Source organism: Streptomyces sp. NPDC088116 (genome assembly GCF_044741745.1).
Classification (GTDB): domain Bacteria; phylum Actinomycetota; class Actinomycetes; order Streptomycetales; family Streptomycetaceae; genus Streptomyces.
The window spans coordinates 228,958-252,451 of sequence record NZ_JBIUTF010000009.1 but is presented as its reverse complement, the minus strand read 5'-3'; the positions used below and the strand labels follow the sequence as shown (position 1 = coordinate 252,451).

Below are 23,494 nucleotides of genomic sequence, written 5' to 3'. Positions count from 1 at the left end.
GCGCCCCTTTTTTCTGGGTCTAGAAGAAGCCCAGCTTCTTCGGCGCATACGACACCAGCAGATTCTTCGTCTGCTGGTAGTGGTCCAGCATCATCCGGTGGTTCTCGCGGCCGATGCCGGACTGCTTGTAGCCACCGAACGCGGCATGCGCCGGGTAGGCGTGGTAGCAGTTCGTCCAGACCCGGCCCGCCTGGATCGCGCGTCCCGCGCGGTAGGCGGTGTTCATGTCCCGAGTCCATACGCCCGCGCCGAGTCCGTACAGCGTGTCGTTCGCGGTCTTGATCGCGTCGTCGAAGTCGCTGAACGACGTCACGGCGAGTACGGGACCGAAGATCTCCTCCTGGAAGATCCGCATACGGTTGTGGCCCTCGAAGATCGTGGGCTGGACGTAGAAACCACCGGCCAGTTCGCCGCCGTGCTCGATCCGCTGACCACCCGTCAGGACCTTGGCGCCCTCCTGCTGTCCGATGTCCAGATACGAAAGGATCTTCTCCAGCTGGTCGTTGGAGGCCTGGGCGCCGATCATCGTGTCGGTGTCCAGCGGGTTGCCCGGCACGATCGCCTTCGTGCGGGCCACACCCGCCTCCAGGAACTCGTTGTAGTGCCCCTCCTGGATCAGCGCCCGCGACGGACAGGTGCACACCTCGCCCTGGTTCAGCGCGAACATGGTGAAGCCTTCGAGCGCCTTGTCGCGGAATTCGTCGTCCGCGGCCCACACGTCGTCGAAGAACAGGTTCGGGCTCTTGCCGCCCAGTTCCAGGGTGACCGGCTTGATGTTCTCGGAGGCGTACTGCATGATCAGCCGCCCCGTCGTGGTCTCACCGGTGAAGGCGACCTTGGCCACGCGCGAGCTGGACGCCAGCGGTTTGCCCGCCTCTACGCCGAAGCCGTTGACGATGTTGACGACGCCCGGCGGCAGCAGATCGGCGATCAGGCTCATCCAGAGGTGAATCGAGGCCGGGGTCTGCTCCGCGGGCTTCAGCACGACGGCGTTCCCCGCGGCCAGTGCGGGCGCCAGCTTCCACGTCGCCATCAGGATCGGGAAGTTCCACGGGATGATCTGCGCGACCACACCGAGCGGCTCGTGGAAGTGGTACGCGACGGTGTCGTCGTCGAGCTCGCTGAGCGTGCCCTCCTGGGCGCGCAACGCGCCCGCGAAGTAGCGGAAGTGGTCGATGGCGAGCGGGATGTCGGCGGCGAGGGTCTCTCGTACCGGTTTGCCGTTCTCCCAGCTCTCGGCGACCGCCAGTTCCTCCAGATGTGCCTCCATCCGGTCGGCGATCCGGTTGAGGACGGAGGCCCGGTCCGCGGCGGATGTCCTCGCCCAGGCCGGGGCCGCGCCGTGTGCCGCGTCCAGCGCGCGCTCCACGTCCTCGGCGGTGCCACGGGCGATCTCGGTGAAGGGGCGGCCGTTGACCGGGCTGGGATTCTCGAAGTACTGGCCGCGGGCCGGCGGAACGTACTCACCGCCGATCCAGTGGTCGTAGCGCGATTGGTACGAGACGATCGCGCCCTCACTGCCTGGCGCTGCGTAACGGGACATCTCTGTGGCCTCCCGGGGTCCGGCGCCGCCCGCCGTTGGACGGCGCCCACGCCACAGGCTAGAGACCGGGACGTTGCGAGTACGTTGCGTCGGCCCGATGCCGACCGTTCGGATCGCATCGGCGCGATACTCAACGCGGGACGCTGCCGGCCTTCACCATGTCCGCGCACTTCTCGCCGATCATCATCGTGGTGATGCAGGGATTGACGGCCGGCAGGAACGGCATCACGGACGCGTCGGCCACGCGCAGCCCCGTGACGCCCTTGACCCGCAGTTCCGGGTCGAGCGGCGAGTCCGGGTCGCCCGGCGCCCCCATCCGTACCGTGCCCGCCGGGTGGTAGACGGTGTTGTGGGTCTGCCGGATGTACGAGAACAGCTCGTCGTCGCTCTGCGCGGCCGGCCCCGGTGCCAGCTCGGCGCCGGTCCAGTCGGCCATCGGCGCCTGGGCGGCGATCTCCCGGGCCAGCCGCAGCCCGTAGGTCATCACCCTGATGTCGTGCTCGTGGGTGAAGTAGCGCGGGTCGACCTCCGGCTTGTCCCGGAAGTCGCGGGTGCGCAGCCGGACCGTTCCCAGGGACCGGGCCCGGGTGACATTCGGTGTGAGACAGAAGGCGTTGTCGGTGGTGGGATAGCCGCGCCGGTAGGTGTTCATGTCGAACGGCACCGAGCCGTAGTGGAACATCAAGTCCGGGCGGTCCAGGCCCGGTTCGGTGTCGGCGAAGATGCCGATCTCCCACCACTGGGTGGAGGAGGTGACCATGGGCCGCTTCGCCTCCCACATGATCACGCCCTCCGGATGGTCCTGGAGGTGCGAGCCGACACCGGGGGAGTCCACCCGTACATCCACGCCGACGTCCCGCAGATGCCCGCCCGGCCCGATGCCCGACAACATCAGCAGCTTCGGCGAGTCGATGGCCCCGCAGGAGACGATCACTTCGCGCCGTGCCGCGACAGCGCCGCTGTGGATGGTGTCGGGCTCCAGATATTCGACGCCCGTACAGCGCCGGTCGTCGTCGAACAGCAGCCGTCGGGCCTGGAGACCGGTACGGATCTCCAGATTCGGCCGCTTGCCCAGAACGGGGTGCAGATACGACACCGAGGCGGAGGAACGGGTGCCGTCCGTACGGGCGTTGATCTGGAACCAGTGGGCGCCACGCACCACCGTGGAGCCGGTGTTGAAGGGCGTGGTGGGAATACCGGCGGCGGCGCAGGCGGCCAACAGGGCCGTACCGCACGGGTCGTGGGGAGGGACGGTACGGATGGTGACCGGTCCGGAGCGGCCGTGGTGGTCCCCGGGCGCGTCGTTGGTCTCCAGCCGCCGGTAGAGCGGGTAGCAGTCCGCGGCGCTCCACCCCGTACAGCCCAGGGCGCCCCACTCGTCGAGGTCCTCGGCCGGGGCCCAGAAGGCGATGCAGGAGTTGTGCGAGGAACAGCCGCCGAGCACCTTGGCACGGGCGTGGCGCATGAAGCTGTTGCCGTTCTCCTGCGGCTCGACCGGGTAGTCCCAGTCGTATCCGGACTCCAGCAGGGCCATCCACCGGTCGAGCACGAGGATGTTGTCGTCGCCGACGTCGGAGGGACCGGCTTCCAGTACGCAGACGGTGACATCCGGGTCCTCGGTCAGCCGCGCGGCCACCACCGACCCGGCGGTACCGCCGCCTACCACCACGTAGTCGAACTCGTGCAGAGGGTTTTCCGCTGACATCGCTGCTCCAGATCGAGAGGTCCGACTCAGGCCGTGGGGGCGGCGGGTGGCGGTTGCGTCGCCGCTGACCGGTGTGCTTCGAGGGTGCCGGTGCGCCCCCGCTGGACCAGCCAGTAGTAGGCGAAGCCGCCACCGGCGACGATGCCGACGAACAGGAACGCGCCCCAGCGCAGATACCAGTGGAACGGCGCGGTCGCGTTGTACACCTCGGGGCGCGGCCAGGCGAGGTTGAGCGACATGGCCAGACCCCACAGCACTGCGAGGACATTGACCGGCAGCCCGAATCTGCCGAGCGTGAAGTGCCCCTCGGCGGGCTTCCAGGTGCCACGCAGCCGCTGGATCAGCATGGGTGTGGTGACCAGGAGATAGGCGACATAGATCATGATGATCGCGATGCTGGTGATCACCGAGAAGATCTGTGGCTGGTTGATGTTGATGACCAGGATGGCGATGGCGACCAGCCCGATGAAGATCGCGGGCACCACCGGGGTGCCGAACCGGGGGCTCACCTTGGCGATCAACGAGGATGCCGGGAGACAGTTGTCGCGGGCCATCGCGAACGCCAGCCGGATACCCGCGGCGTGCACCGCCAGCGCGCAGACGGTGATGGCGACGACCACGCACCACAGCACGATCTGGCCCACGGTCGAGCCGAGCGTCGAGAGCACCACGTACTGGAGTCCGTCCACGGACAGGCTCTTGGAGTGCAGATCGGGCACGGCCAGCAGCGCGAAGAGAAGGATGAGCCCGCCGATGAGGAAGGAGGCGATCAGGGCCCGCAGGATCGCGCGCGGCGCGTTGCGCCTCGGGTTGTGCGACTCCTCGCCCAGCGAGGACGCCGTGTCGAATCCGTACATCACATACGCGGAGGCCAGCGACGCGGTCAGGAAGGCGCCGAAGTAACCGAGCGGCTGCCCGGCGCCGAAACCGTCGGTCCGGACGAGCGCGGCGGGGCCGCGGGTGATGTGCGCGGCCAGCAGTCCGATCAGTACGACGGCGGCGATCAGCTCGACCATCACCCCGGTGGAGTTGATGGTGGCCATCAGCTTGACGCCGAAGGCGTTGACCAGAGTGGTGAAGACGATCAGTACCGTGCCGAGCAGGACGGCGTTCTTCGCCGCGTCGGTCGATCCGCTGCCGTCCCCGACGAACTGGAAGGCGCTGGAGATCTGCGGCAGCGTGATCTGGTACGCGAGGGCGACCGCGGAGAGCGAGACCATGGTCGCCGTCACCATCATCCAGCCGCCCAGCCAGCCGACATGAGGTCCGCCGAGCTTCTTGGACCAGTTGTAGATCGAACCGGCGACGGGATAACGGGCGGCCAGCTCGCAGAAACACAGGGCCACCATCAGCTGACCGAGGAACACCATCGGCCAGGACCACCAGTAGCCGGGCCCCGCGAACTTGACTCCGAAGTAGAAGAGCTGGAAAGTGCCGGTCAGGATCGAGATGTAGCTGATCCCGGCCGCGAAGGTGTGGAAGTTGCCGAGGGTACGCTTCAACTCCGGCTTGTAGCCGAAGGCCTTGAGCGAATCGTCGTCGTCCTGGCTCTGGATGTCCTCGGGGGTACGGCCCTTCGACGCGGGCACCGACGGCTCCGACGGACCGGGCCCGGACGGCTCCGAGGGCCCCTGGCCCTCTCCCGTACTCACTCGAACCACCCCAGCGGCCGCGGGGCGAGATTGCGCCACACATGTTTGGCCTCCTGGTACTCCGCCAGCCCTGCGGGCCCCAGCTCGCGGCCGAAGCCGGACTGTTTCATCCCGCCCCACTCCGCCTGCGGCACGTAGGGCTGGAAGTCATTGATCCATACGGTGCCTGCCCGCATCCGGGAGGCCACCCGGTGCGCCCGGCCGGCATCCTGCGACCAGACCGCCCCCGACAGCCCGTAGACCGTGTCGTTGGCCAGCGCGACGGCCTCGTTCTCGTCCCGGAACCGTTCCACCGTGAGGACCGGGCCGAACGACTCGTCACGCACCACGGACATCTCCGGGGTGCACTCGTCCAGCACGGTCGGCAGATAGTAGAAGCCGTCACTCAGCGCCGGGTCGTCGGGCCGTGCGCCACCGCAGCGCAGCACCGCGCCCTCGGCCAGACCGGCCGCCACATAGGCCTCGATCTTGTCGCGGTGAGCGGCCGAGATCAGTGGCCCGGTGCGGGCGTGCTCGTCGAACGGACCGCCCAGCGGGATGGCGCGGGCGCGCACCACCACGTCCTCGACGAACGCGTCGTGCATCTTGTCCTGTACCAGCAGTCGCGCGCCTGCCGAGCAGACCTGACCCGAGTGCAGGAACACCGCCGTCAGGGCGTAGTCGACCGCGGCCTCGTAGTCGGCGTCGGCGAAGACGACATTGGGGTTCTTGCCGCCCAGCTCCAGGGCGATCTTCTTCACGGTCCCAGCCGCGGCGGCCATGATGCGCCGGCCGGTGACCAGCCCGCCCGTGAACGACACCATGTCGACGCGCGGGTCCTCGGTGAGTGGCGCGCCGACGGCCGGGCCGGTGCCGAGAACGAGGTTCGCTACGCCGTCGGGCAGCCCGGCCTCGGCAAGCAGCCGCATCAGGAGAACGGCGGTGTGCGGGGTCAGCTCGCTCGGTTTGAGAATGAAGGTGTTGCCCGCCCCGAGCGCCGGGGCGACCTTCCAGGCGGTCTGGAGGAGCGGATAGTTCCAGGGCGTGATCAGCGCGCACACACCGACCGGCTCGTGCACCACCCGGCTGTCCACCTCGGGGTTGCCGGTGTCGATGATCCGGTCGGTGCCGCCCGCCGCCGTCAGATTGCCGAAGTAGCGGAAGCAGTCGGCGATGTCGTCCATGTCGTACTCGCTCTCCACGAGCCGCTTCCCGGTGTCCAGGGATTCAGCTCGGGCGAGTACCGCCTTGTCACGTTCCAGCAGGTCGGCGACGCGCAGCAGCAGTCGGCCCCGCTCGGCGGCCGGGGTGGCCGGCCAGGGACCCCGGTCGAAGGCGTCACGCGCGGCGGCGATCGCCGCCACCGCGTCCTTCGGCCCGCCCTCGTCGACGGTCGCGACCAGGGTGCCGTCCGCGGGGCAGCGGATCTCGCGCACCTGCCCGCCGACAGCCGCGGTCCACGTACCGCCGATGAACAGCTCCGGCATGAAGGTTCCTCCTGTCCGGCTGTCCGGATGGGGACACCCGGGGAGGTCCGGCCGGTCCTACGGGCCACGCACCGGGGGTGCTCTATCCCACGACAGTAAGGAGGTATGCCCGGTTTCGCCTGCGGGAAGGCCTCCACAGGCGTGCGGGCCGGGACAGGGCGTCGGCGGGTCGGGGCCGTCGGGAACGCGTCGTGCGGAGCGTGCCGGTCAGGCGTGCGGTGCGTGCCGGGGGCAGGAGCGCTGCCGCCGGAGACCGGGCGTCAGGAGCCGTGCCGCGCCTCGAGTTCGCCGACACGTGCCAGCGCGGCCGGACGCTGCGGTAAGGGCAGTACGGAGGCGAGCGCGCGCCATACGGGCAGGTCGTCCTCGCCCCACGGGCTGTACGCCCAGTCGGCCAGCAGCCCCGGATCCCCGCGCGCGATGAGCGCCGCCCGGAGCTGGTCCGCGAGCCGCCGCCGCAGCCGTACCACCCTGGGCGCCCGCGAGGAGGGCAGCAGAGGACCCGCGTACACGCTCATCGCGGAGGCCACCGCCCCGGAGGCCAGCCGCCGGGCCACGGCGTCGGCGTCCGAGTCGACCGGCGCGGCCAGCCGGTACGGGCGCGAGCGCAGCAGTCCGGGGCCGAGCAGACCGCGCAGCCGGGAGAGTTCGGCGCGCAGGGTGACCGGGGTGACCGACTCGTCCTCGTACAGATCCACCAGCAGTTCGTCCCCGACGACGCCCTCCGGGCGGCGTGCCAGCAGGGTGAGGATCTCGCTGTGCCGGCGGCTCAGCCTGACCTTGCGGCCGTCCGCGACCAACAGCGCCTCGTCCCGCCCCAGCGCGGCGAGCCGCACGGATCCGGTCGTCGGCGGTGGCGCGAGCAGGGCCAGCTGTGATTCCGCGGCCCGCGCGACCGCGGAGACGAACGCCAGGCTGTGGGGGTGTGCCAGCCCGTCCCCACCGGTGATGTCCACCGCGCCGAGCAGCCGTCCACTGTGCGGATCGTGGACGGGCGCCGCCGCGCAGGTCCAGGGGTGCACGGGCCGCTGGAAGTGCTCGGCGGCGAAGACCTGCACGGGCCGGTCCACGGCGAGGGCCGTGCCCGGTGCGTTCGTACCGGTAGCGGTCTCCGACCAGCGGGCTCCCGGTACGAAGTTCATCCGCGCCGCGAGCAGCCGGGTCGCCCGGTGGCCCTCCACCCAGAGCAGCCGGCCGTGCGCGTCGCAGACCGCCATCAGATGCTCGCCGTCCATGGCGTACGCGCCCATCAGCTCACGGAAGACCGGCATCACCCGCGCCAGCGGATGAGCGTCCCGGTACGCGACGAGTCGCTCGTCCGACAACTCGACGCTCGCGCCGCCCTCCTGGCTGACACGCGCGCGGGCCGACCGCAGCCAGGAAGCGGCGACGACGGGCCGCACGGGCCGCTCGACCCGTCCCGCCGACGCGAACGACTCGTACGCCCGGCGCAGCGCACCACGGCGTCGCGCCGGATCGGCGCCCGCCTCCAGCGCCACCCATGTGTCGGTCAACACGGCCTCCCGGTCGGGATGTCACCGGACCCGACCATCCTCGCTCCGGCGGCCCCGGCCGGGCAACCGTGCCGCGGAGCGCCTTCAGTCCTCGTTCCACACGCCCTGCGGCCGGGGCGGGGCCTCGTTCAGTCGATGCTCTCCTCGCTCAGCAGGCCCGCCAGGGCCTCGGCGGGATCGTGACCGGCGGGGCCCGCCGGGACCCAGCGGCCGTGCTCCTCGCGGTACGGCCACCAGCGTCCGTCGGGTCCGTGACGCAGCTGGACGCGCGCGTCGCCCAGGGTCCAGCGACCGCCGCCCGGAGCCCTGCTGTCGGCGCGCAGCCGTGGGCGGTCACCGTCCTCCCAGGCCGCTTCGAGAGCCGCCGTCGCCCGCGCGAGGGCGTCGGGCCCCGGCGTCCATTCCTCTTCCAGCACGGCGAGCGCCGCCGCGCCCCCGTACCGCCAGGCGCGCACCGCGAGGTCCAGTTCGGGACGCTGCCGGCCGCTGCCCGAGGCCAGACGGGCGGCGAGACGGGGATCGGAGGCCGAGGCGGCGAGTCGCACGGCATCCTGACGCTCCGTCAATTCCGGTTCCAGCGGCTGTAGTCCATGATCAGGTGACAGCGCGTCGGACAGCAGCCGCAGGGCCCGTGTCGCCGTGTCGGCGGCCAGGAACTCCAGGGTGTCCGCGTCGACGCCCGACGGCGCCGCGCCTTCCGTGTCGAGGGCCGGAGGATGTCCCGGCGCCGACGGCAGCGGCGGGGGAGCGGGAAGGGGCGGCAGCCGGTCGCCTGCCGCGAAGGCCTCCGCGGCCGGTACGCCAGGTAGGCCGGACATCTCGTCGGCCGGTTCCTCCACGCCCCGCTTCTCGGGGGACGTGCGAGCGGCGCGCGCGATGCTGCGTACCTGCAACTCGTCGAGGAGCCGCCGCTCGCCACGGCCGCGCATCAGGAGCAGGACGAACGGATCCTGGTCCAGCAGCCGGGCCATCTGATAGCACAGAGCCGCGGAGTGCGGACAGTGGTCCCAGGCCTCGCAGCCGCATTCCGGCTCCAAGTCACCTATGCCCGGGAGCAGTTCGACCCCGGCGCCGGCCGCGTCCTCCACCAGGTGCGGCGGCATCTCCCGGTCCAGCAGCGCCGCGATATGGCCTGCCCGGTCGACCGCCATGTCCAGAAAGCGGTCCCACTCCTCCTCGCTCAGCGGCTGCCACAGCACATCGCTGCGCTGCGCGGTGCCGTCCCGGTCCTGTACGACCGCGGTGATCCGGCCCGGCCGTACGGACACGGCGCCGACGGCGCCCTCGCGGGCACGCCGGCGCCCCATCTTCAGTTGCGCGCCGTCGAGCGCGGTGTCCTCCAGCGCCTTCAGCCAGGCCCGGCCCCACCAGGTCCGGGCGAAACCCCGGCCGGGGACGGGTGCCAGCGCGGCGAACGTGCGCTCGTGGTCGTCGGGAGCGACGGCACCGACCGCACGGTCGCTCCCGACGGTGTCATCCGTACCGGCGTTGTCTTCCGTACTGGCGTTGTCTTCGTCGATGTCGCCATACGCACGGTTCGTCGAACGGCTCATCGCTCGCCCCCTCGCAGTTCCACCAGGTCCGCCAGTTCGGCGTCGGTCAGTTCGGTCAGGGCCGCCTCGCCGGAGCCGAGTACGGAATCGGCCAGCGCCTGCTTGCGGGCCAGCATGCCGGCGATCCGGTCCTCGATCGTGCCTTCGGTGATCATGCGGTGCACCTGCACGGGCCGGTGCTGTCCGATGCGGTACGCACGGTCCGTCGCCTGCGCCTCGACAGCGGGGTTCCACCAGCGGTCGAAGTGCACGACATGTTCGGCGCGGGTGAGATTGAGCCCGGTGCCCGCCGCCTTCAACGACAGCAGGAAGACCGGCACTTCACCGTTCTGGAAGCCTTCGACCATCGCCTCGCGCTCGGCGATCGGCGTCCCGCCGTGCAGGAACCGGGTCGGTACGCCACGCGCCGCCAGATGCCGTTCGAGCAGCAGCGCCATCTGTACGTACTGGGTGAAGACGAGCACGCTCGCGCCCTCCGCCAGGATGGTGTCGAGCAACTCGTCCAGCAGCTCCAGCTTTCCCGAGCGGTCGGCGAGGCGTGGCAGCTCCTCCTTCAGATACTGCGCCGGGTGGTTGCAGATCTGTTTGAGTGCGGTGAGCAGCTTGACGATCAGCCCTCGGCGTTCCATACCGTCGGCCTCCGCGATCGCCGCGAGGGTCTCCCGTACCACCGCTTCGTACAGCCCCGCCTGCTCCGTGGTGAGGGAGACGGCCCGGTCGGTCTCGGTCTTGGGCGGCAGCTCGGGGGCGATGCCCGGATCGGACTTGCGGCGGCGCAGCAGAAAAGGGCGGACCAGCGCGGCGAGCCGTTCGGCGGCCGCCGGATCCTCGCCGCTCTCGACGGACCGCGCGTAGCGGCTGCGGAAGGTGCCGAGGCGGCCCAGCAGGCCGGGAGTTGTCCAGTCGAGGATCGCCCACAGCTCGGAGAGGTTGTTCTCCACGGGGGTGCCGGAGAGTGCGACCCTGGCCCTGGCGCCGATGATGCGGAGCTGCTTGGCGGTGGCGGAGAAGGGATTCTTGATGTGCTGGGCCTCGTCGGCGACGACCATGCCCCAGTCCGGCCCGTCGAGTTTCTCCGCGTCGAGCCGCATCGTTCCATACGTGGTGAGGACGAACTCCCCTTCCTCCAGGGCTTCCAGGCCGCGCGAAGCGCCATGGAAGCGGCGCACGGGCGTACCGGGCGCGAACCGCTCGATCTCGCGCTGCCAGTTGCCCATCAGGGACGCCGGGCAGACGACCAGAGTGGGTCCCGCGGCCGACGCGTCGGTCTGCCGGTGCAGGTGGAGCGCGATGAGGGTGATGGTCTTGCCGAGCCCCATGTCATCGGCGAGTGCGCAGCCGAGACCGAGCGAGGTCATCCGGTGCAGCCAGTTGAGGCCGCGGAGCTGGTAGTCGCGCAGCGTCGCGTCGAGCGCCGCCGGTTGCGCGATGTCCTGCTCCGGGTGTCCGGTGCCCTCGGGGTCGGCGATGCGCTCGCGCAGCCGGGCGAGCGGGCCCACCGCCCGTACCTCGACCCGTTGTCCGTCCACTTCGGTGGAGCCGGTCAGTACGGCGCCGAGCGCGTCGATCGGCGCGATGGCGCGGTCCCGCTTCTCCCGGGCGCGCCGGGCCTGCGCCGGATCGATGAGCACCCACTGGTCGCGCAGCCGTACCACCGGGCGGCTCGACTCGGCAAGCCGGTCCAGCTCGGCACGGCTGAGCCGCTGATCGCCCAGTGCGAAGTGCCAGTCGAAGGCGAGGAGCGCGTCGGCGGAGAGGAAGGAGGGAAGATCCGCTTCGGTGCGACCGCGCCGGCGGCTGTCGTCGGGGTCGTCGTGTGCGCCGTGGACGTCCTGGCCTTCCGTGCCGGCAGTGGTGTCCGGCAGGCCGATGACCGCGCGCGCCGTCAGCGCGCGTGCCAGCTCCTTGGGCCAGTGCACCTGAACGCCGGTCGCGGCGAGTGCCTCGGACGCCTCGCCCAGCAGTTCCGTGATCTCCTCGTCCGCGAGCTCGATGGAGTCGGGTACGGCGGCCGAGAGCAGCGGGGCGAGCGGTGGCCAGACACGGGCGGCGCGGCGCAGGGCCAGCAGGGCGTCCATCCGGGCGCGCGGGCCGAACGCCGCACCGGCAGTCGCTCCGGTCCATACGTCGGTCGCGTCGGCGACGACCGAGGGGTCGCTGACGCTGTGTATCTGAGGCACGGCACGGAAAACGGACCCTCCTGTCATGTCGCCGTCCCGGCCGGGGAGTTCGCCATCCGCCGGTTCGCGGTCGGCCTGCGAATCGCCCCGGACCTCGCCGTGCGGGAGGCCGGGCAGCTCCACCCGCAGGGAGAGCCGTACGCCCGCGTCGTGCCCGGCGGCCACATCGGCGGCCCAGTCCCGCAGCCCGGGAAACCGGCGCGGTGATACGGCGGTGAAGGCGGATCCCGCCGTTGCGATCGGCGCGGCGGGTGTGCGCGGAAGCCCGTCGATGATCGCGTCGAGGAAGTCCTTCAAGAGCCGTGCGGGCTCGGGCAGAAGGAGTGGTCCGCAGGACGTCGGGGGCAGCGGGGCGGCGTGCGCGGTGGGCGGCATCGAGGCGGCGAGCGCCCGGATCCGCTCCCGGTCCTCGGCGGTCAGCGGGCCGGCCCGCCACGCGTCGTGATCCGTACCGCTCAGTCCGGGCAACAGCCGTCCACGGGCAGCGAGTTGAAGGCCGAGCAGTGCGGCGGCGCCCCAGAACGCCGCCGACGGCGAGGCGCCCGCCGCGACTCGGGCCCTGGTCAGGAGCGGCAGCGCGTCGGGTACGGGGATCAGCAGCGCCCTGACCGTGAGAGGCCTGGCGTCGGTGCCGACGACGGTCAGCTCCGCCACGGAGCCGAGAGCGGACAGCGGCTCCGTGCCGGACGGTGGTTCCGCGCTGTCGGGTTGCCAGTAGCTGTCGGGATGCCAGTAGGCGATCCGGCCGGTGCGGGCGGGATCCGCCGGGATGAAGACCGTGGAACAGCGGGCGAGTTCGGGGATCCGGGAGAGCGTTGCCGCGGGAAGCCTGTGCACAGCGAAGACGCATTCCTCAAGTTTGACTACTGTGGGTCGGAGCCGCCGAGGGTACCTCACGGTGAGGGCATCCGGGTCGGGGGATCCCCGTGACCTGACTCACGGTGCGGCGTGGGCGTTCCGGACTGTTCCTCGGTGGGCTGAACTACCAGATCGAGCACCACATCTTCCCCGGCATGCCGCGCCCCCACCTGCGGTTCGCCCGGCCGCTGGTGGGCGCGCACTGTGCCTCACCCGGGTCCGGTACACCGAGACCGGGCTGATCGACTCGTACCGCCAGGCCCTTGGACATCGGCACGATGTCGGCGAACCGCTGCGCACGGGCGCATAGTGGAACTGGCGGACGACGCTGTGCGTTCACTGATCAGGGAGCGGCCTGGCCGCGAAGGAGGCGTCGAGATGTCGACAAGAGCAAAGATCGCCATCGGGGGAGTGGCCGTAGGCCTTCTGCTGATTCCGCTGATCGGATTCTGGTTCTCGCTGCTGGTGGTGCTCGGAGTGCCGGCGGTCGCGTATCTGATGCTGGACCCGTCGCAGCGGCAAAGGCTGCGCCGGATCAGCCGCAAGGAGATAGGCCGCTGAGTCGGCGGGACGCCGCGTCGAGCGCGCCCTGAGGGCTGTCCGTGGGACCGATCGTCCGTGGGGCCGTGGATCGGAGGGTCCGCGCCCCGCGGACGGCTGTCGCGACTCCGCCGAAGGAGGTGCGTCGCCTCGGCGCGGTGCGCAGGTCGCTTTGGCGCTGAGCGGTGTCGCGCACCGGAGCCCGGGAGCGCTCCGCGGCGAAGGCGGCGACGGGTGTCACGCCGGTCGTACGGCCGTCTCGTCGAGCGCCTTGAGCAGCCCGGGAAGTTCGCTGCCCCGGCCCACCGGCAGCACCTCGCCCGGTTCCTCGTCCAGCAGGACGAACGCGATGTCGTCGGTCCGTGCGACAAAGGACCAGCCGGGCCCGTCGGCGCGCAGCATCCGCGCCTCGTCCGGGGCGAAGCCGGAACGGACCCGGCCGGGCGGCGGAGCCGTTTCCACATAACCACGCAATTCCTTCAGCACGCGCAGAACCCCTTCGTGGGAGGGTGCCGCGCCCGGGGAGGCCTCGGGGGTGTCCGTTGCGTTGTCGAGCTGTTCCCGCCACGCCGGCCAGTGCTTGGCGATCTCGTCCGCGCCGAGGCGCCGCTGGGCCGGTCCCCAGGTGCCGGTGTCGGGCGGTACGAGCGCCGGGCGTGCGCCGTACCCCTCCTCGGAGCCGGGTTCGGGCTCCGGATCATGCGGGGCCGGTATTCCGGGCGCCGCGACCGCGAGAGCGATCGGCCAGCCGGGCAGCGCGGCAACCACGGAGCGCTCGTCCGGCGACAGGTCGTGCTCCATACCGCAGTCCCAGGACGCGATCGCGACGGCGACCAGCGACACGTCGTCCACCACCACGGTCCAGCGGGCGCCGTCGCCGTCCTGGCCCATGATCAGGCCGTATCCCCGGGGGTACGGCTCGACTCCGAGGGCGGCGCAGGCCTGCGGATAGTCGTCGCCGAGCGCGGCCGGGAACCGCGCGGGTGTCAGCAGCGCGGCGGTCAGCACATACAGCGCGTCGTCGTCCACGGACTCGCCCGTGGAACTGTCCATGGAGTCGTCCGTCCCGGCCACAGCGTCTCCTCGTCCGATCGGTTGTCGGCGCACCTTAACCAGTGAGTAACCTGGACGTCGAGGCTTTGGAAGGGCCCGGTTCCGCAGGCTTCGAGGCGCCCCGACGCGCGGGCCGCGCGACGAGGGGCAGCGGCTGTCCCGGGCTACCGGGAGCCGGGCCGTCACGCGGCCGGCAGGCCGAGCAGGCTGCGTGCCACGGTCTGCGGCGACTCGTCCCGTTCGCGGGCGAGCGCGATGACCGCCCGGCAGGCGAGTTCGCCGACACCGAAGGAGAGCGCCTCCGGCGAGACCCAGCCGGACGACTCGTCGATCTGCCGCTGATCGTCCTCCGCACACGCCGACACATAGGTGGCGGCGGCCTCGAATATGTTGTGCTGTCGCGTCCGGGGATGCTTCGCGGACGGTGTGCCGGCACGGTCCGACACAAGGATCCTGCGCAGTCTGCTGAACACCGGGACCACCTTCTCCCTGCTGCCTGGCGAGGTACGGCCCGTACGGCTGTCACGGTCCGCTCCTCCAACGTACGGTCGGCGGCCCCCTGGCAGAAGAGGCCCTGTCGCGGCCCCGGCCCTGACCTGCCCGAAGGCCTGCCAGGAGTCGGTCTCACGGTCATGTTCAGGGGCGCGCGCCCGGGTGGTTCACCGGAGCTACGTCCTGGCGGGTGGCCAGGGCCAGAAACCGGGAGTCCTCGTCGGTGTACGACTCCAGTCGCCAGCCCGAACCGGCCAGCAGGGGGCGCAGATTGGGCTCCGCGCGCAGATCGTCGTCCGTGATCCGCCGTCCCTGGCGGGCGGCCAGCGCGGCTCTGCCGATGGGATGGAACAGAGCCAGCCTGCCGCCGGGTCGCACGACCCTGGCCAGCTCCGCCAAGTTCTCGGCCGGTTGCGGCAGATGAGAGATCAGTCCCGCGGCGAACACCGCGTCCAGCGCCTGCGCGCGCAGCGGCAGCCGGCGAACGTCGGCGAGCAGCAGCCGCCCGCTGTGCCCACGACCGGCCCGTACGGCCGCGTCGAGCATCGCCGGAGTCAGATCGGCGCCGAGTACGGTGCCCCGGGAACCGACGGCGTCCCGCAAGGGAGGCAGCGCGCGTCCCGTCCCGCACCCGGCGTCCAGCACCGCGTTGCCGGAGCGCAGTCCGAGATCGGCGACGGCGGCGGCAAAGGCGGGACCGTCGTCGGGGAACCGCGTGTCCCAGCCCGCCGCCCGAGAGCCGAAGAATTCCCGCACCTGCGTGTGGTCATGAGCCATGGAGACATGATCCCGCAGCCGGACGGTGCGAACAGCGCCACCGGTGCGGGCGTTGCGGGGAACTGGACGGCGGGCGGGTCAGTCCGCCACGTCCGCGTAGGCAGAGACCTTGTCGATCCGTACCCGCACGACCAGCTCGCCGGGTACGCCGTTGCGCTCCCCGAACTCCTTCGCCCGCTCCTCGCCTACGTACCGTTCGGCGATCCGGGTCGCCCAGGTGCGCAGCTGCTCCGGTTCCTCGTCGATTTCGGCCTGCCCCTGAATCACCACGAAGGCGAACGGCGGCCGTTCGTCGTCCACACACAGCGCGAGCCGGCCGTCCCGCAGCAGGTTGCGGCCCTTCACGGATTCTCTGCCGGTATTGAAGACAAGATCATCACCGTCCAGTACGAACCAGATGGGCGCGATATGAGGGCTCCCGTCGGCTCGTACCGTGGACAGCTTGCCGGTGCGTGTGCCGTGGGAGACGAAGTCCTGCCATTCGGCCTTGCTCATGTTTGTCGCCATGCCGCCATTTTCCGACGCCCGCGCATCCGGCGCGATACGGCGCGACGTGAAACGGCGCGAGGTGGGACGGCACGGCGCGACGTTCCGGAGACGTGGGGACCAAGGGATCCGGGGAGCCGGTGTCCCGGGACCGCTTGCCCGCAGGCGGCCGGTGCGAAAAGCTACGGACGTTGTGGGAGCGGGGGACAAATGGAGGGGGAGGAACGGCAATGCCGCTGGAAAAGGGACTCGACTGGCTGCTGGACGACTTGACCGAACGGGTCGAGCACATAAAGCACGCACTGGTGCTGTCCAACGACGGCCTGGTGACGGGAGCCAGTACGGGTCTGGCGCGTGAGGACGCCGAGCACCTCGCGGCGGTCTCCTCGGGGCTGCACAGCCTCGCGCGGGGATCAGGGCGTCACTTCAAGGCGGGCAAGGCCCGGCAGACGATGGTCGAGTTCGACGAGGCGATCCTCTTCGTCACCGCGGCCGGTGACGGCAGCTGCCTGTGTGTCCTGACGGCGGCCGAGGCCGACGTCGGCCAGGTCGCCTACGAGATGACTCTGCTCGTCAACCGGGTCGGTGAACACCTCGGTGTCGCCGCACGACAGCCCGGTAATACCAGCCTGAGCGGTCTCTGAGCCTGCTCCGAGCTGGGCCGATCAGGCTGGTGAACAAGTCTTCGAACCGAGGTTCCCGCTCGGCCCGGACGTTATCCACAGGCCGCGCGAAGAATGCCATTGCCGCGCTACGGTCGTCACCGAGAGTAGTTACGACTCACGGGGGAGGACCAGTATGTCTGTCGGTGATGTCCGGAGCGGAGGACTGAGCGGTGTACGGAGCGGAGTCCGGAGCCAGTCTCCGGCCGTCGGGCCCGCGCCCGGAACCGGTGTCGGAGCCGGAGCGGGGGACAGGGCACAGGCCGTCGGCGTCACGCGGGCCGCTCGGGAACTGTGCCTGAAGCGCGGCGAGTTCGAGCTCGCCGCGCAGCTGGGTCATATCCGTACCACCTCCGGGGCCACTCCGGGCCGGAGACAGGTCACCCGGCGGGAGATCGACCGTCTGCGGGCGGCGGAGGGATTCCCGGCCACTTTGCGCGAGCGGGTACGGACCGTGGGCACGGCCGAGGGGGCGGCGCTGATGCCCGTCAGCCCCGGCCGCTTCGCCCGGCTCGCCAGGGCGGGATTCATCACGCCGGTCAGGTTCTATCTGAATCGCTATCGCGCGGTCGTATGGCTCTATCTGGCCGATGAATTACGGGCGTTCGCGGACCGGGAACCGGAGCTGCTCACCGGACGGCTCCCACGGGCGCTCTGCGCCGGACCGGCCGCGGGCGACGACCTGCGTCCTCGGAACTGGCGGGGCAGGCGCATCGGCCATCTCCTGCACGAGAGCGAAGGCCCCTGGGAGCGTGCGGCAGTCGTGAGCTGTGTATTCGACCCGGCCCAGCTCGCAGAGCTGGTGCGTGACCCGTACGAACGGGCCCAGCTGAACCGGCTGCGACCGGATCTCGCCCACGGCTACCCGGAGTCGGAGGCTGCGCTGGCAACGGTGCGGCGCCTGGTGACGGCGGATCAGCCGGACGAGATCCGGTGGCACCGGGCCAGTCTGCACACGCTGTTGGCGGAAGCCCGGCGCGCACATCCCGCTCCGCGCCCGCAGGGCCCCGATCCCGAGGAGGGCAGCGCCCCTGACGGTGACGGAGCAGGGCCCTTGCCGGCGAGGGCGGGCCGGCCGCCACGCGGAGGTGACCGCAGAGGCCTGCTGCCCCGGCTGCGTATCAGGAAGGGCCGCCGGCCCGGAACCGCGTTCCGGCCATGAACCGGAATCGTGTTCCGGCCGAGCGCCGGATCCATGGTCCGGCCGTCGGCCGGAGGGCGGGCATCGGGTCCGGGGACCGGACGTCAGGAGGCGACACGCAGGACGAGCTTGCCACGGGTGCGTCCCGACTCACCGCGGCGGTGGGCCTCGGCGGCGTCCGCCAACGGCAGTACGTCCTCGACCTCGACCTTCACGATGTCCTCGTCGATCAGCCCCGCGATCCGGGTCAGGGCCGGCCCGTCGGGCTCCACCAGGAAGGCGCTCGCCCGCAGCCCCTGAGCATGGGCCGCATCCACAAGCTCGGGAGAGACTCCCGAGGGGACGGCGACGATGATGCCGCCGGGCCGGAGGGTCTTCAGCGAGCGTGTGCTGGTCGCGTCGTGTTCGTCCCCGACGAGGTCGATCACGACGTCGACATCGCCTACGGCATCCTCGAACCGGACCGCCGTGTAGTCGATGAGTTCATCGGCTCCCAGCGAGCGCAGCCAGTCGTGCTTGGCGGCGCGCGCGGTGCCGATGACCCGCGCGCCGAGGTGCTTGGCGATCTGCACCGCGAAGTGGCCCACACCACCCGCGGCGGCGTGGATGAGGACCCGTTGTCCCGGCTCGACCCGTGCGGCGTCGACGAGCGACTGCCATGCGGTGAGCGCGGCCAGCGGCACCGCGGCGGCCCGGTCATGGTCCACGGTCTTCGGCTTCAGCGCGAACTGGCGAGAGGGCGCGGTCACATACTCGGCGTAGGCCCCGGCCTGCCGGGGAAACCACGGCATGCCGTACACCTCGTCGCCCACCTCGAGGGTATGGACACCGAAGCCGACCTGGGTCACCACGCCGGAGACGTCCCAGCCCAGTACGAAGGGAGGCTCGCCCAGCAGGCCGGCCATCCCGCCGCCCTCGCGGGTCTTCCAGTCGACGGGATTCACCCCTGCCGCGTGGACGCGCACCTGGACCTCGGTCGGCAGCGGTTCCGGCCGTGCCTTCTCGGTGAGGTGGAGGACCTCAGGGGCGCCGAAGATGTCCTGGCTGATCGCGCGCATGGTCGGGCTGCTGCTCATCGCGTTCTCCTGAGGTGCTGGCCGGGGCACGTACGGAACCGTCCGGCCGGTTGTTGATCGACACCTGCACGCTAGTCCCGGGGTAGTGGTATCCCGCAAGGATGATTACTATCTTTGGGAAAGTATGCAGTTCAGTGCAGTATGGAGGGAGACATCATGGCCATCGCCTGCACGACGGGCCGACATGCCGAGCACGATGTCTATGCGGCACAGTGTCCGTGCCGGCATGTGCTCGATCTGCTGGCCAACAAGTGGGCCGCGCTGGCCATCGGCGCGCTGGAGGACGGCCCACGACGCTTCGGCGTGCTCCAGCGACGGCTTCAGGGCGTGAGTCCCAAGGTTCTGACGAACACCCTGCGCCGTCTGGAGGATCACGGATTCGTCGACCGCACGGTGTACCCGGCGGTTCCGCTCCATGTCGAGTACGCGCTGACGGAACTCGGCCACGGTGTGGCCGAGCCGCTCGGGCAGGTGCGTGCCTGGGTGGAGAACAACCTCGACGAGATCAGGTCGTCAGGTACGGAGGAGGGGGACTGTGTCACCGCCGGGGATGGCTCATCACATTGACCACCCGGCCGTTCGGGTCCATGACGAAGAACCGTCGTACACCCCAGGTCTCGTCCCGCAGGGGGTGCACGATCTCGGCGCCGCCACCGGCCACGGCCGCGTACACCGCGTCCACGTCGTCCACCTCGATGCTCAGGTCGGGGACGATGGCGGAGGTCTCGTCGTGCCGCAACAGCGTGATCTGGGCGGTGGGCTGCGAGGGCGAGGCGAGTGTGATGACCCAGCCCTGGTTCATGACCTCCTCCAGCCCGAGAAGCACGTAGAAGTCCCGGCTCTCCTCCATGGCTTCGGTGCGGATGTCGGGAACGACCCTGCGGATGGTCATCGCCATCTCCTCTCGGGGAATTGCGGGGAGCCCGAGCGGCTCGGGGGTACGGGTGGCCCCGCGTGTCACATCCTTCCCCGGTGTCGCCCACAGCGCCCGGCGCGGACCGTCGACCCGGGCACCTCTCGTGTGCGGACGCGGTCCGCGGGGAGGTCAGGGCCGGCCGCCGCCGGTGGTGACGGTGAGTTCCGTGGAGAACGCGCCCCAGTTGCCGTCGGGCAACTGGGCGCGCAGCTTCACCCGGTAGGTCCCGCCGCTCTTGCCGACCTGCATGCTGTGGGTGGCCCGGCCCCGGGGAGGCTCGCCGCCCCAGGCCAGTGTGGTCGCGAACGCTCCGTCGAGATGGATCTGATACGAGGGGACCCCGGTGCCGGCGCCGGTCCTCGGAGCCAGCCACGACAGATCGAGGTAGTACGCGCCGTCGGCGGTGTGCGTCGTGGCCCGGAACGCGGTCGGTGCGGTGTCGGGATCGTCGCCGGAGCCGCGCGGGGTGGTGATCTCGACCGAGCGGCTGGCGGACGAGATATTGTCGGCGGCATCCCGGGCGGTGACCGTGAAGCGGTAGTGGGTACCCGGCCGCAGCCGGGTGACGCGTGCGGTGGTCGTGTCGCCACGGACGCTGTGGATCCTGGTGCCTCCCTGACGGATGTCGTACGAGGTGATGCCCTGGTGTCCCGCGGCCTTGCCCCACTTGAGCAGTGCGCCCCTCGGGCCGTCACTCTTTCCTGTCAGCCCGGTCGGCCGGGCGGGTGCCTTCCTGTCCTCGGCGACCGCGCCCGGAGTGGTGACGGGGGTGTCGGCGCTGTGCGGCGAGAGCGTGCCGTCGGTGTCCCGGGCGCGGACGGTGAAGGTATAGGCGGTAGACGGCTTCAGCCCGGTGACATCGGTCATGTTCCGTGTGGCCGGGACGTCCTTGACCTTCTTTCCGCCCCGGTACACGGTGTAGCCGCCGAGACCGGCCTTGGCCGGGGCCTGGTTCCACATGACATGGACGGAGGTGGCGCTCGCGGCCTGGGCCGTGACCCCGCTCGGCGCCGAAGGCGCCTTCGGTTCCTCGTCGTTCGAGCCGCAGGCGGCCAGAGTGAGGACGGCGGTGGATATGAGCGTGGCAATCCTGAGGATCTTTCGCATGGCCGTGTCCTCCACCCGGGGGAAATGGTCTAGACATATATGGCACAGGTGTGGGGCCACATCAAGGGGGCGGGATGTACCGACCGCAGGCGTGGCCCTGGAGCGGCTCCGCTCGGAGTTCCCTGCTCGGGGTCGCCCGGGGTTCCGTGAGGCGGCGGGCAATGGAGTGACCGTCAACTCCGCGCTCGCGGGCCCGACCCGCACGGGTGGCGTCGAGGACTTCGGCTGTGAACCGGTGGACTCCTCGCCGCCCATCGTGTCCTGACCGAAGAGCCCCTGACCGAAGAGCCCCTGACCGAAGAGCACCCGACTGAAGAGGCCTTGTCCGAAGAGGCCTTGACCGAACGGAGGCTGTCCGTGACAGCCTTGGCCACTGATTGGTGCTGGAGCGATAGTTGTCTCACCCTTGCATCAACTGCCCGTCGTACAGCAAGGGTTCACCGTGCACGCAGTGTGGTGTCGGACGTCGTCCGATCACATTCCCCATGACGGGTCTGTCTTATGACTCGCTGTGGAGTGAGGCGGATGAGGCAAGGGCAGCCGTCGATTGTGGTTGCATGGTTCGGTGAATCGACAGACTATGCCGACGGTAGATGACATCCCGATGTGCGAGGTCCGGCGGCGCGACGAGGGCGACCTCGAAGAGTGTGTGCGGATGCTCGCCGAAGTGCATAAGAGTGACGGTTACCCGGTGAACTGGCCCGCGTGCCCCACTGACTGGCTCGCACGGCCGACGCAGTTCGGGGCCTGGGTCGCCGAACTGGACGGCCGGATCGTCGGCCATCTGGCCCTGTCCCCGGCCTGCCCGGACGATGTGGCGCCCGCGCTCTGGGGGAGCCGTGCCGGAACGGGCGCGGAGGCCACCGCGGTGGTCAACCGCCTTTTCGTCTCGCCGTCGGCACGCGGCCACGGGATCGGTGCCCTGCTGATCGCCCAGGGCGCGAAGGAGGCCCGGGGACGGGGACTGCACCCCGTACTGGACGTCGTGGCCTCGGACACGGCGGCGGCAGCGCTCTACGACCGCCTGGGCTGGAACCTGTTGGCCGTGGTCGACCAGCGCTGGAGCCAGGACCGGACGGTCACGATCCAGTGTTTCGCGGCCCCCGCCTGATCGACGAATGACCCGAGTGCCCTCCGGGCGACAGGAGCCGGTGGCCCGGAGCCGGGCCACCGGCACCCCGCTCAGTGACGCCGTCCGCCGCGCTTGAGTCCCTCCGCCGACTCCAACCGCACCAGCGCCGCTTCGAGTTGCGGGGCGACATGGCGCCAAGTCCAGTCGACCCCGTCGTCCGGAGCGGCACGAGGGACCACCTCCACCAACATGATCAGATAGAGGTAGCAGCGGTAGAGCGCCATCCGTAGCCGGGCCGACGCGCCGAACACCACCCGGCCACCCGCCGCCGCGTATCCGGCCAGAAAGTCGGTGTCGTCCTCGATGTCGCCGAGCAGTGCCAGTGAAGCGAACTCCGCGAGCGGATCGCCCCAGAACATCCGCTCGCCGTCGATGATCCCGCTGACCGAACGGGCGCCGGCCGCGCCGTCGAGCAGCACATTGCCCTGCCACAGATCGAAGTGGACCGCGACGGGCACAGTGACCTCGTCGAGCACCTCCGACACCTCGGCCGTCAGGGCGCGGATCGCGTGGGAACTCCGGGGCAGCCGCGCCCCGTAGTGTCCGGCGTCGTCCAGAAGCCGTTCCATCATTGTGGTGAACGCTTCCCGCCACGTTCCGGCGAGCGGGCCCAGGGGCTGCCCCGGATAACCGAAGCCGGGCCCGGTCACCGTATGCGAACGCGCGACCAGTCTTCCCAACTCCCCGCGCAGCGCGGCCCGTTCCTCAGGAGTCAGCTCCCCGTCCGACGCCCGCCACGGCGTACCCGGCCGCTCGGACATGATCAGGAACGCCCCCGTCGCCGCGCCCGGATCGGTCTCGTACCGCACGACCTCCGGCACCGGCACGCCGCCGACCGCGCCCACCGCCGTGTAGAACGTCACCTCGCCGTGGAGCAGTCCGCGCTCGTAGCCGAGACCGGGAAGTGACACGGGCGGGGGAATCTTGACCACCCACCGGCGCCCGTCGCGCAGGACGATCCGCAAGAGCGCGTTGTACGTGCCGCCCGGCAGAGGCTCGCGCAGCGACACGTCCCCGGGTCGGACGCCGACGGCTCCGAGCGCCGCGTCGACAGCGGACAGGAGTGTGGAAGTGAACACGGACTGCCCTCTTTCCCTGCTTTGCTGATGATCCGTCAATCTCGTTCCCAGATGGTACGGATGGGTGTACATCGGCTGAACGACCTCATAGCGTGCAACCGTCTGCTTTCCGGCATCGTCCAGAGTCATGGAAGGCCCAGAGTCATGGAAGGCACGGAAGAGATGGATCACGCGACAGCACGGCAGAAGGACACGGAGAGAAGCATGGTGAAAAGGATCAGGACGCTCACATCGATCGGTGTCGGCGTGCTCGCCACCGGTCTGTTCCTCGCCAGCGGTACTGCCACGGCCCAGGCCGCCGCGGCAGGTCTGCCGTACGGTGTCACGGCGTACACGAATGTCAATGTCCGCGCCGAGGCCACGACGGCCAGTCCGGTCACCGGACACGTCGCGGCCAAGGAGACCCGTGGCGCCTCGTGCTGGAAGACCGGCCAGAACATCACCGACAACGGGTACTCCAACGACGTCTGGGTGCGGCTCGCCGAGGGCTATGTCAGCGCCGTGTACCTCAAGGGTGACAAATACGGTGGGCTGCCGGTCTCCGCGCGCTGCTGACTCCTGT

At 70.4% G+C, this 23,494-nt stretch carries 21 protein-coding genes and 2 pseudogenes; 8 read left to right on the top strand and 15 right to left on the bottom strand.

Features of this window, described 5'->3' with window-relative positions:
* Window positions 1–19 precede the first annotated feature (19 nt).
* The 7 genes from ACIOJD_RS31960 to ACIOJD_RS31930 form a co-directional block, all read right to left on the bottom strand.
* The gene (locus ACIOJD_RS31960) at window positions 20–1,543 is read right to left on the bottom strand and encodes an aldehyde dehydrogenase family protein (protein WP_401919689.1); all 1,524 of its coding nucleotides are present in this window, start codon (window positions 1,541–1,543) and stop codon (window positions 20–22) included.
* A 130-nt stretch (window positions 1,544–1,673) separates the two neighbouring features.
* Window positions 1,674–3,248: a GMC family oxidoreductase gene (locus ACIOJD_RS31955; protein ID WP_401919688.1), complete on the bottom strand. Its 1,575-nt coding sequence runs from the start codon at window positions 3,246–3,248 to the stop codon at window positions 1,674–1,676.
* A gap of 26 nt (window positions 3,249–3,274) precedes the next feature.
* Window positions 3,275–4,900, bottom strand: coding sequence for an APC family permease (locus ACIOJD_RS31950; protein ID WP_401919687.1), 1,626 nt, complete (start codon window positions 4,898–4,900; stop codon window positions 3,275–3,277).
* Complete coding sequence (locus ACIOJD_RS31945; RefSeq protein WP_401919685.1) at window positions 4,897–6,366, bottom strand: aldehyde dehydrogenase family protein; 1,470 nt, start codon at window positions 6,364–6,366, stop codon at window positions 4,897–4,899. The genes ACIOJD_RS31950 and ACIOJD_RS31945 overlap by 4 nt, the downstream gene beginning before the upstream one ends.
* 260 nt (window positions 6,367–6,626) lie before the next feature.
* Complete coding sequence (locus ACIOJD_RS31940; protein ID WP_401919684.1) at window positions 6,627–7,880, bottom strand: GAF domain-containing protein; 1,254 nt, start codon at window positions 7,878–7,880, stop codon at window positions 6,627–6,629.
* Window positions 7,881–8,008: 128 nt separating this feature from the next.
* Complete coding sequence (locus ACIOJD_RS31935) at window positions 8,009–9,433, bottom strand: SWF or SNF family helicase (RefSeq protein WP_401919683.1); 1,425 nt, start codon at window positions 9,431–9,433, stop codon at window positions 8,009–8,011.
* On the bottom strand, window positions 9,430–12,450 hold the full coding sequence (locus ACIOJD_RS31930; protein ID WP_401919682.1) for a DEAD/DEAH box helicase: 3,021 nt from the start codon (window positions 12,448–12,450) through the stop codon (window positions 9,430–9,432). The genes ACIOJD_RS31935 and ACIOJD_RS31930 overlap by 4 nt, the downstream gene beginning before the upstream one ends.
* 98 nt (window positions 12,451–12,548) lie before the next feature.
* Here ACIOJD_RS31930 and ACIOJD_RS31925 point away from each other — a divergent pair.
* Window positions 12,549–12,781, top strand: a pseudogene (locus ACIOJD_RS31925) (fatty acid desaturase); the annotation flags it as partial.
* 68 nt (window positions 12,782–12,849) lie between these two features.
* Window positions 12,850–13,032: a hypothetical protein gene (locus tag ACIOJD_RS31920; protein WP_401880113.1), complete on the top strand. Its 183-nt coding sequence runs from the start codon at window positions 12,850–12,852 to the stop codon at window positions 13,030–13,032.
* Between the two features lie 216 nt (window positions 13,033–13,248).
* On the opposite strand, the gene ACIOJD_RS31915 is transcribed toward ACIOJD_RS31920, so the two are convergent.
* From ACIOJD_RS31915 to ACIOJD_RS31900, 4 genes are all read right to left on the bottom strand, one after another.
* Window positions 13,249–14,085 (bottom strand): hypothetical protein, encoded by an 837-nt coding sequence (locus ACIOJD_RS31915; RefSeq protein ID WP_401919681.1) that lies wholly within the window; start codon window positions 14,083–14,085, stop codon window positions 13,249–13,251.
* Window positions 14,086–14,246: 161 nt separating this feature from the next.
* Window positions 14,247–14,537, bottom strand: coding sequence for a hypothetical protein (locus tag ACIOJD_RS31910; RefSeq protein ID WP_401919679.1), 291 nt, complete (start codon window positions 14,535–14,537; stop codon window positions 14,247–14,249).
* 163 nt (window positions 14,538–14,700) lie between these two features.
* Window positions 14,701–15,333 (bottom strand): class I SAM-dependent methyltransferase, encoded by a 633-nt coding sequence (locus tag ACIOJD_RS31905; RefSeq protein ID WP_401919678.1) that lies wholly within the window; start codon window positions 15,331–15,333, stop codon window positions 14,701–14,703.
* Between the two features lie 78 nt (window positions 15,334–15,411).
* On the bottom strand, window positions 15,412–15,840 hold the full coding sequence (locus ACIOJD_RS31900) for a PPOX class F420-dependent oxidoreductase (protein WP_401919677.1): 429 nt from the start codon (window positions 15,838–15,840) through the stop codon (window positions 15,412–15,414).
* A 209-nt stretch (window positions 15,841–16,049) separates the two neighbouring features.
* Between ACIOJD_RS31900 and ACIOJD_RS31895 the strand changes: the two genes are divergently transcribed.
* Together ACIOJD_RS31895 and ACIOJD_RS31890 are read left to right on the top strand one after the other, a co-directional pair.
* Window positions 16,050–16,463 carry a roadblock/LC7 domain-containing protein gene (locus ACIOJD_RS31895; RefSeq protein ID WP_401919676.1) on the top strand — a complete coding sequence of 138 codons (414 nt, stop codon included), beginning with the start codon at window positions 16,050–16,052 and terminating at the stop codon, window positions 16,461–16,463.
* A gap of 154 nt (window positions 16,464–16,617) precedes the next feature.
* On the top strand, window positions 16,618–17,643 hold the full coding sequence (locus tag ACIOJD_RS31890; RefSeq protein ID WP_401919675.1) for a DUF6397 family protein: 1,026 nt from the start codon (window positions 16,618–16,620) through the stop codon (window positions 17,641–17,643).
* A gap of 83 nt (window positions 17,644–17,726) precedes the next feature.
* Here the strand turns inward: ACIOJD_RS31890 and ACIOJD_RS31885 are convergent, their stop codons facing one another.
* Complete coding sequence (locus tag ACIOJD_RS31885) at window positions 17,727–18,698, bottom strand: NADP-dependent oxidoreductase (RefSeq protein ID WP_401919674.1); 972 nt, start codon at window positions 18,696–18,698, stop codon at window positions 17,727–17,729.
* Window positions 18,699–18,854: 156 nt separating this feature from the next.
* Here ACIOJD_RS31885 and ACIOJD_RS31880 point away from each other — a divergent pair, with 156 nt between their 5' ends.
* Window positions 18,855–19,265 (top strand): winged helix-turn-helix transcriptional regulator, encoded by a 411-nt coding sequence (locus ACIOJD_RS31880; protein ID WP_401919673.1) that lies wholly within the window; start codon window positions 18,855–18,857, stop codon window positions 19,263–19,265.
* On the opposite strand, the gene ACIOJD_RS31875 is transcribed toward ACIOJD_RS31880, so the two are convergent.
* Both ACIOJD_RS31875 and ACIOJD_RS31870 read right to left on the bottom strand, forming a co-directional pair.
* Complete coding sequence (locus ACIOJD_RS31875) at window positions 19,237–19,590, bottom strand: VOC family protein (RefSeq protein ID WP_401919672.1); 354 nt, start codon at window positions 19,588–19,590, stop codon at window positions 19,237–19,239. The two genes, ACIOJD_RS31880 and ACIOJD_RS31875, sit on opposite strands and share 29 nt — an antisense overlap.
* A 153-nt stretch (window positions 19,591–19,743) precedes the next feature.
* Window positions 19,744–20,721 carry a fibronectin type III domain-containing protein gene (locus ACIOJD_RS31870; protein WP_401919671.1) on the bottom strand — a complete coding sequence of 326 codons (978 nt, stop codon included), beginning with the start codon at window positions 20,719–20,721 and terminating at the stop codon, window positions 19,744–19,746.
* A gap of 145 nt (window positions 20,722–20,866) precedes the next feature.
* Between ACIOJD_RS31870 and ACIOJD_RS31865 the strand changes: the two are divergent.
* Window positions 20,867–20,974: pseudogene (locus ACIOJD_RS31865) on the top strand (oxidoreductase); the annotation flags it as partial.
* 327 nt (window positions 20,975–21,301) lie between these two features.
* Entirely contained in the window at window positions 21,302–21,832 is a 531-nt protein-coding gene (locus ACIOJD_RS31860; protein WP_401919670.1) for a GNAT family N-acetyltransferase, read from the top strand.
* A gap of 71 nt (window positions 21,833–21,903) precedes the next feature.
* On the opposite strand, the gene ACIOJD_RS31855 is transcribed toward ACIOJD_RS31860, so the two are convergent.
* Window positions 21,904–22,932 (bottom strand): phosphotransferase family protein, encoded by a 1,029-nt coding sequence (locus tag ACIOJD_RS31855; RefSeq protein WP_401919669.1) that lies wholly within the window; start codon window positions 22,930–22,932, stop codon window positions 21,904–21,906.
* Between the two features lie 204 nt (window positions 22,933–23,136).
* Here ACIOJD_RS31855 and ACIOJD_RS31850 point away from each other — a divergent pair, with 204 nt between their 5' ends.
* Window positions 23,137–23,487 carry an SH3 domain-containing protein gene (locus ACIOJD_RS31850; RefSeq protein ID WP_401919668.1) on the top strand — a complete coding sequence of 117 codons (351 nt, stop codon included), beginning with the start codon at window positions 23,137–23,139 and terminating at the stop codon, window positions 23,485–23,487.
* The last annotated feature ends 7 nt before the right edge of the window (window positions 23,488–23,494 follow it).

Coding starts and splice junctions, on each gene's coding strand:
- ACIOJD_RS31920 (WP_401880113.1), top strand. CDS start 12,850: ATGTCGACAAGAGCAAAGATCGCCATCGGGGGAGTGGCCGTAGGCCTT.
- ACIOJD_RS31885 (WP_401919674.1), bottom strand. CDS start 18,698: ATGAGCAGCAGCCCGACCATGCGCGCGATCAGCCAGGACATCTTCGGC.
- ACIOJD_RS31960 (WP_401919689.1), bottom strand. CDS start 1,543: ATGTCCCGTTACGCAGCGCCAGGCAGTGAGGGCGCGATCGTCTCGTAC.
- ACIOJD_RS31880 (WP_401919673.1), top strand. CDS start 18,855: ATGGCCATCGCCTGCACGACGGGCCGACATGCCGAGCACGATGTCTAT.
- ACIOJD_RS31895 (WP_401919676.1), top strand. CDS start 16,050: ATGCCGCTGGAAAAGGGACTCGACTGGCTGCTGGACGACTTGACCGAA.
- ACIOJD_RS31905 (WP_401919678.1), bottom strand. CDS start 15,333: ATGGCTCATGACCACACGCAGGTGCGGGAATTCTTCGGCTCTCGGGCG.
- ACIOJD_RS31860 (WP_401919670.1), top strand. CDS start 21,302: ATGCCGACGGTAGATGACATCCCGATGTGCGAGGTCCGGCGGCGCGAC.
- ACIOJD_RS31935 (WP_401919683.1), bottom strand. CDS start 9,433: ATGAGCCGTTCGACGAACCGTGCGTATGGCGACATCGACGAAGACAAC.
- ACIOJD_RS31850 (WP_401919668.1), top strand. CDS start 23,137: ATGGTGAAAAGGATCAGGACGCTCACATCGATCGGTGTCGGCGTGCTC.
- ACIOJD_RS31900 (WP_401919677.1), bottom strand. CDS start 15,840: ATGGCGACAAACATGAGCAAGGCCGAATGGCAGGACTTCGTCTCCCAC.
- ACIOJD_RS31890 (WP_401919675.1), top strand. CDS start 16,618: ATGTCTGTCGGTGATGTCCGGAGCGGAGGACTGAGCGGTGTACGGAGC.
- ACIOJD_RS31870 (WP_401919671.1), bottom strand. CDS start 20,721: ATGCGAAAGATCCTCAGGATTGCCACGCTCATATCCACCGCCGTCCTC.
- ACIOJD_RS31945 (WP_401919685.1), bottom strand. CDS start 6,366: ATGCCGGAGCTGTTCATCGGCGGTACGTGGACCGCGGCTGTCGGCGGG.
- ACIOJD_RS31955 (WP_401919688.1), bottom strand. CDS start 3,248: ATGTCAGCGGAAAACCCTCTGCACGAGTTCGACTACGTGGTGGTAGGC.
- ACIOJD_RS31875 (WP_401919672.1), bottom strand. CDS start 19,590: ATGACCATCCGCAGGGTCGTTCCCGACATCCGCACCGAAGCCATGGAG.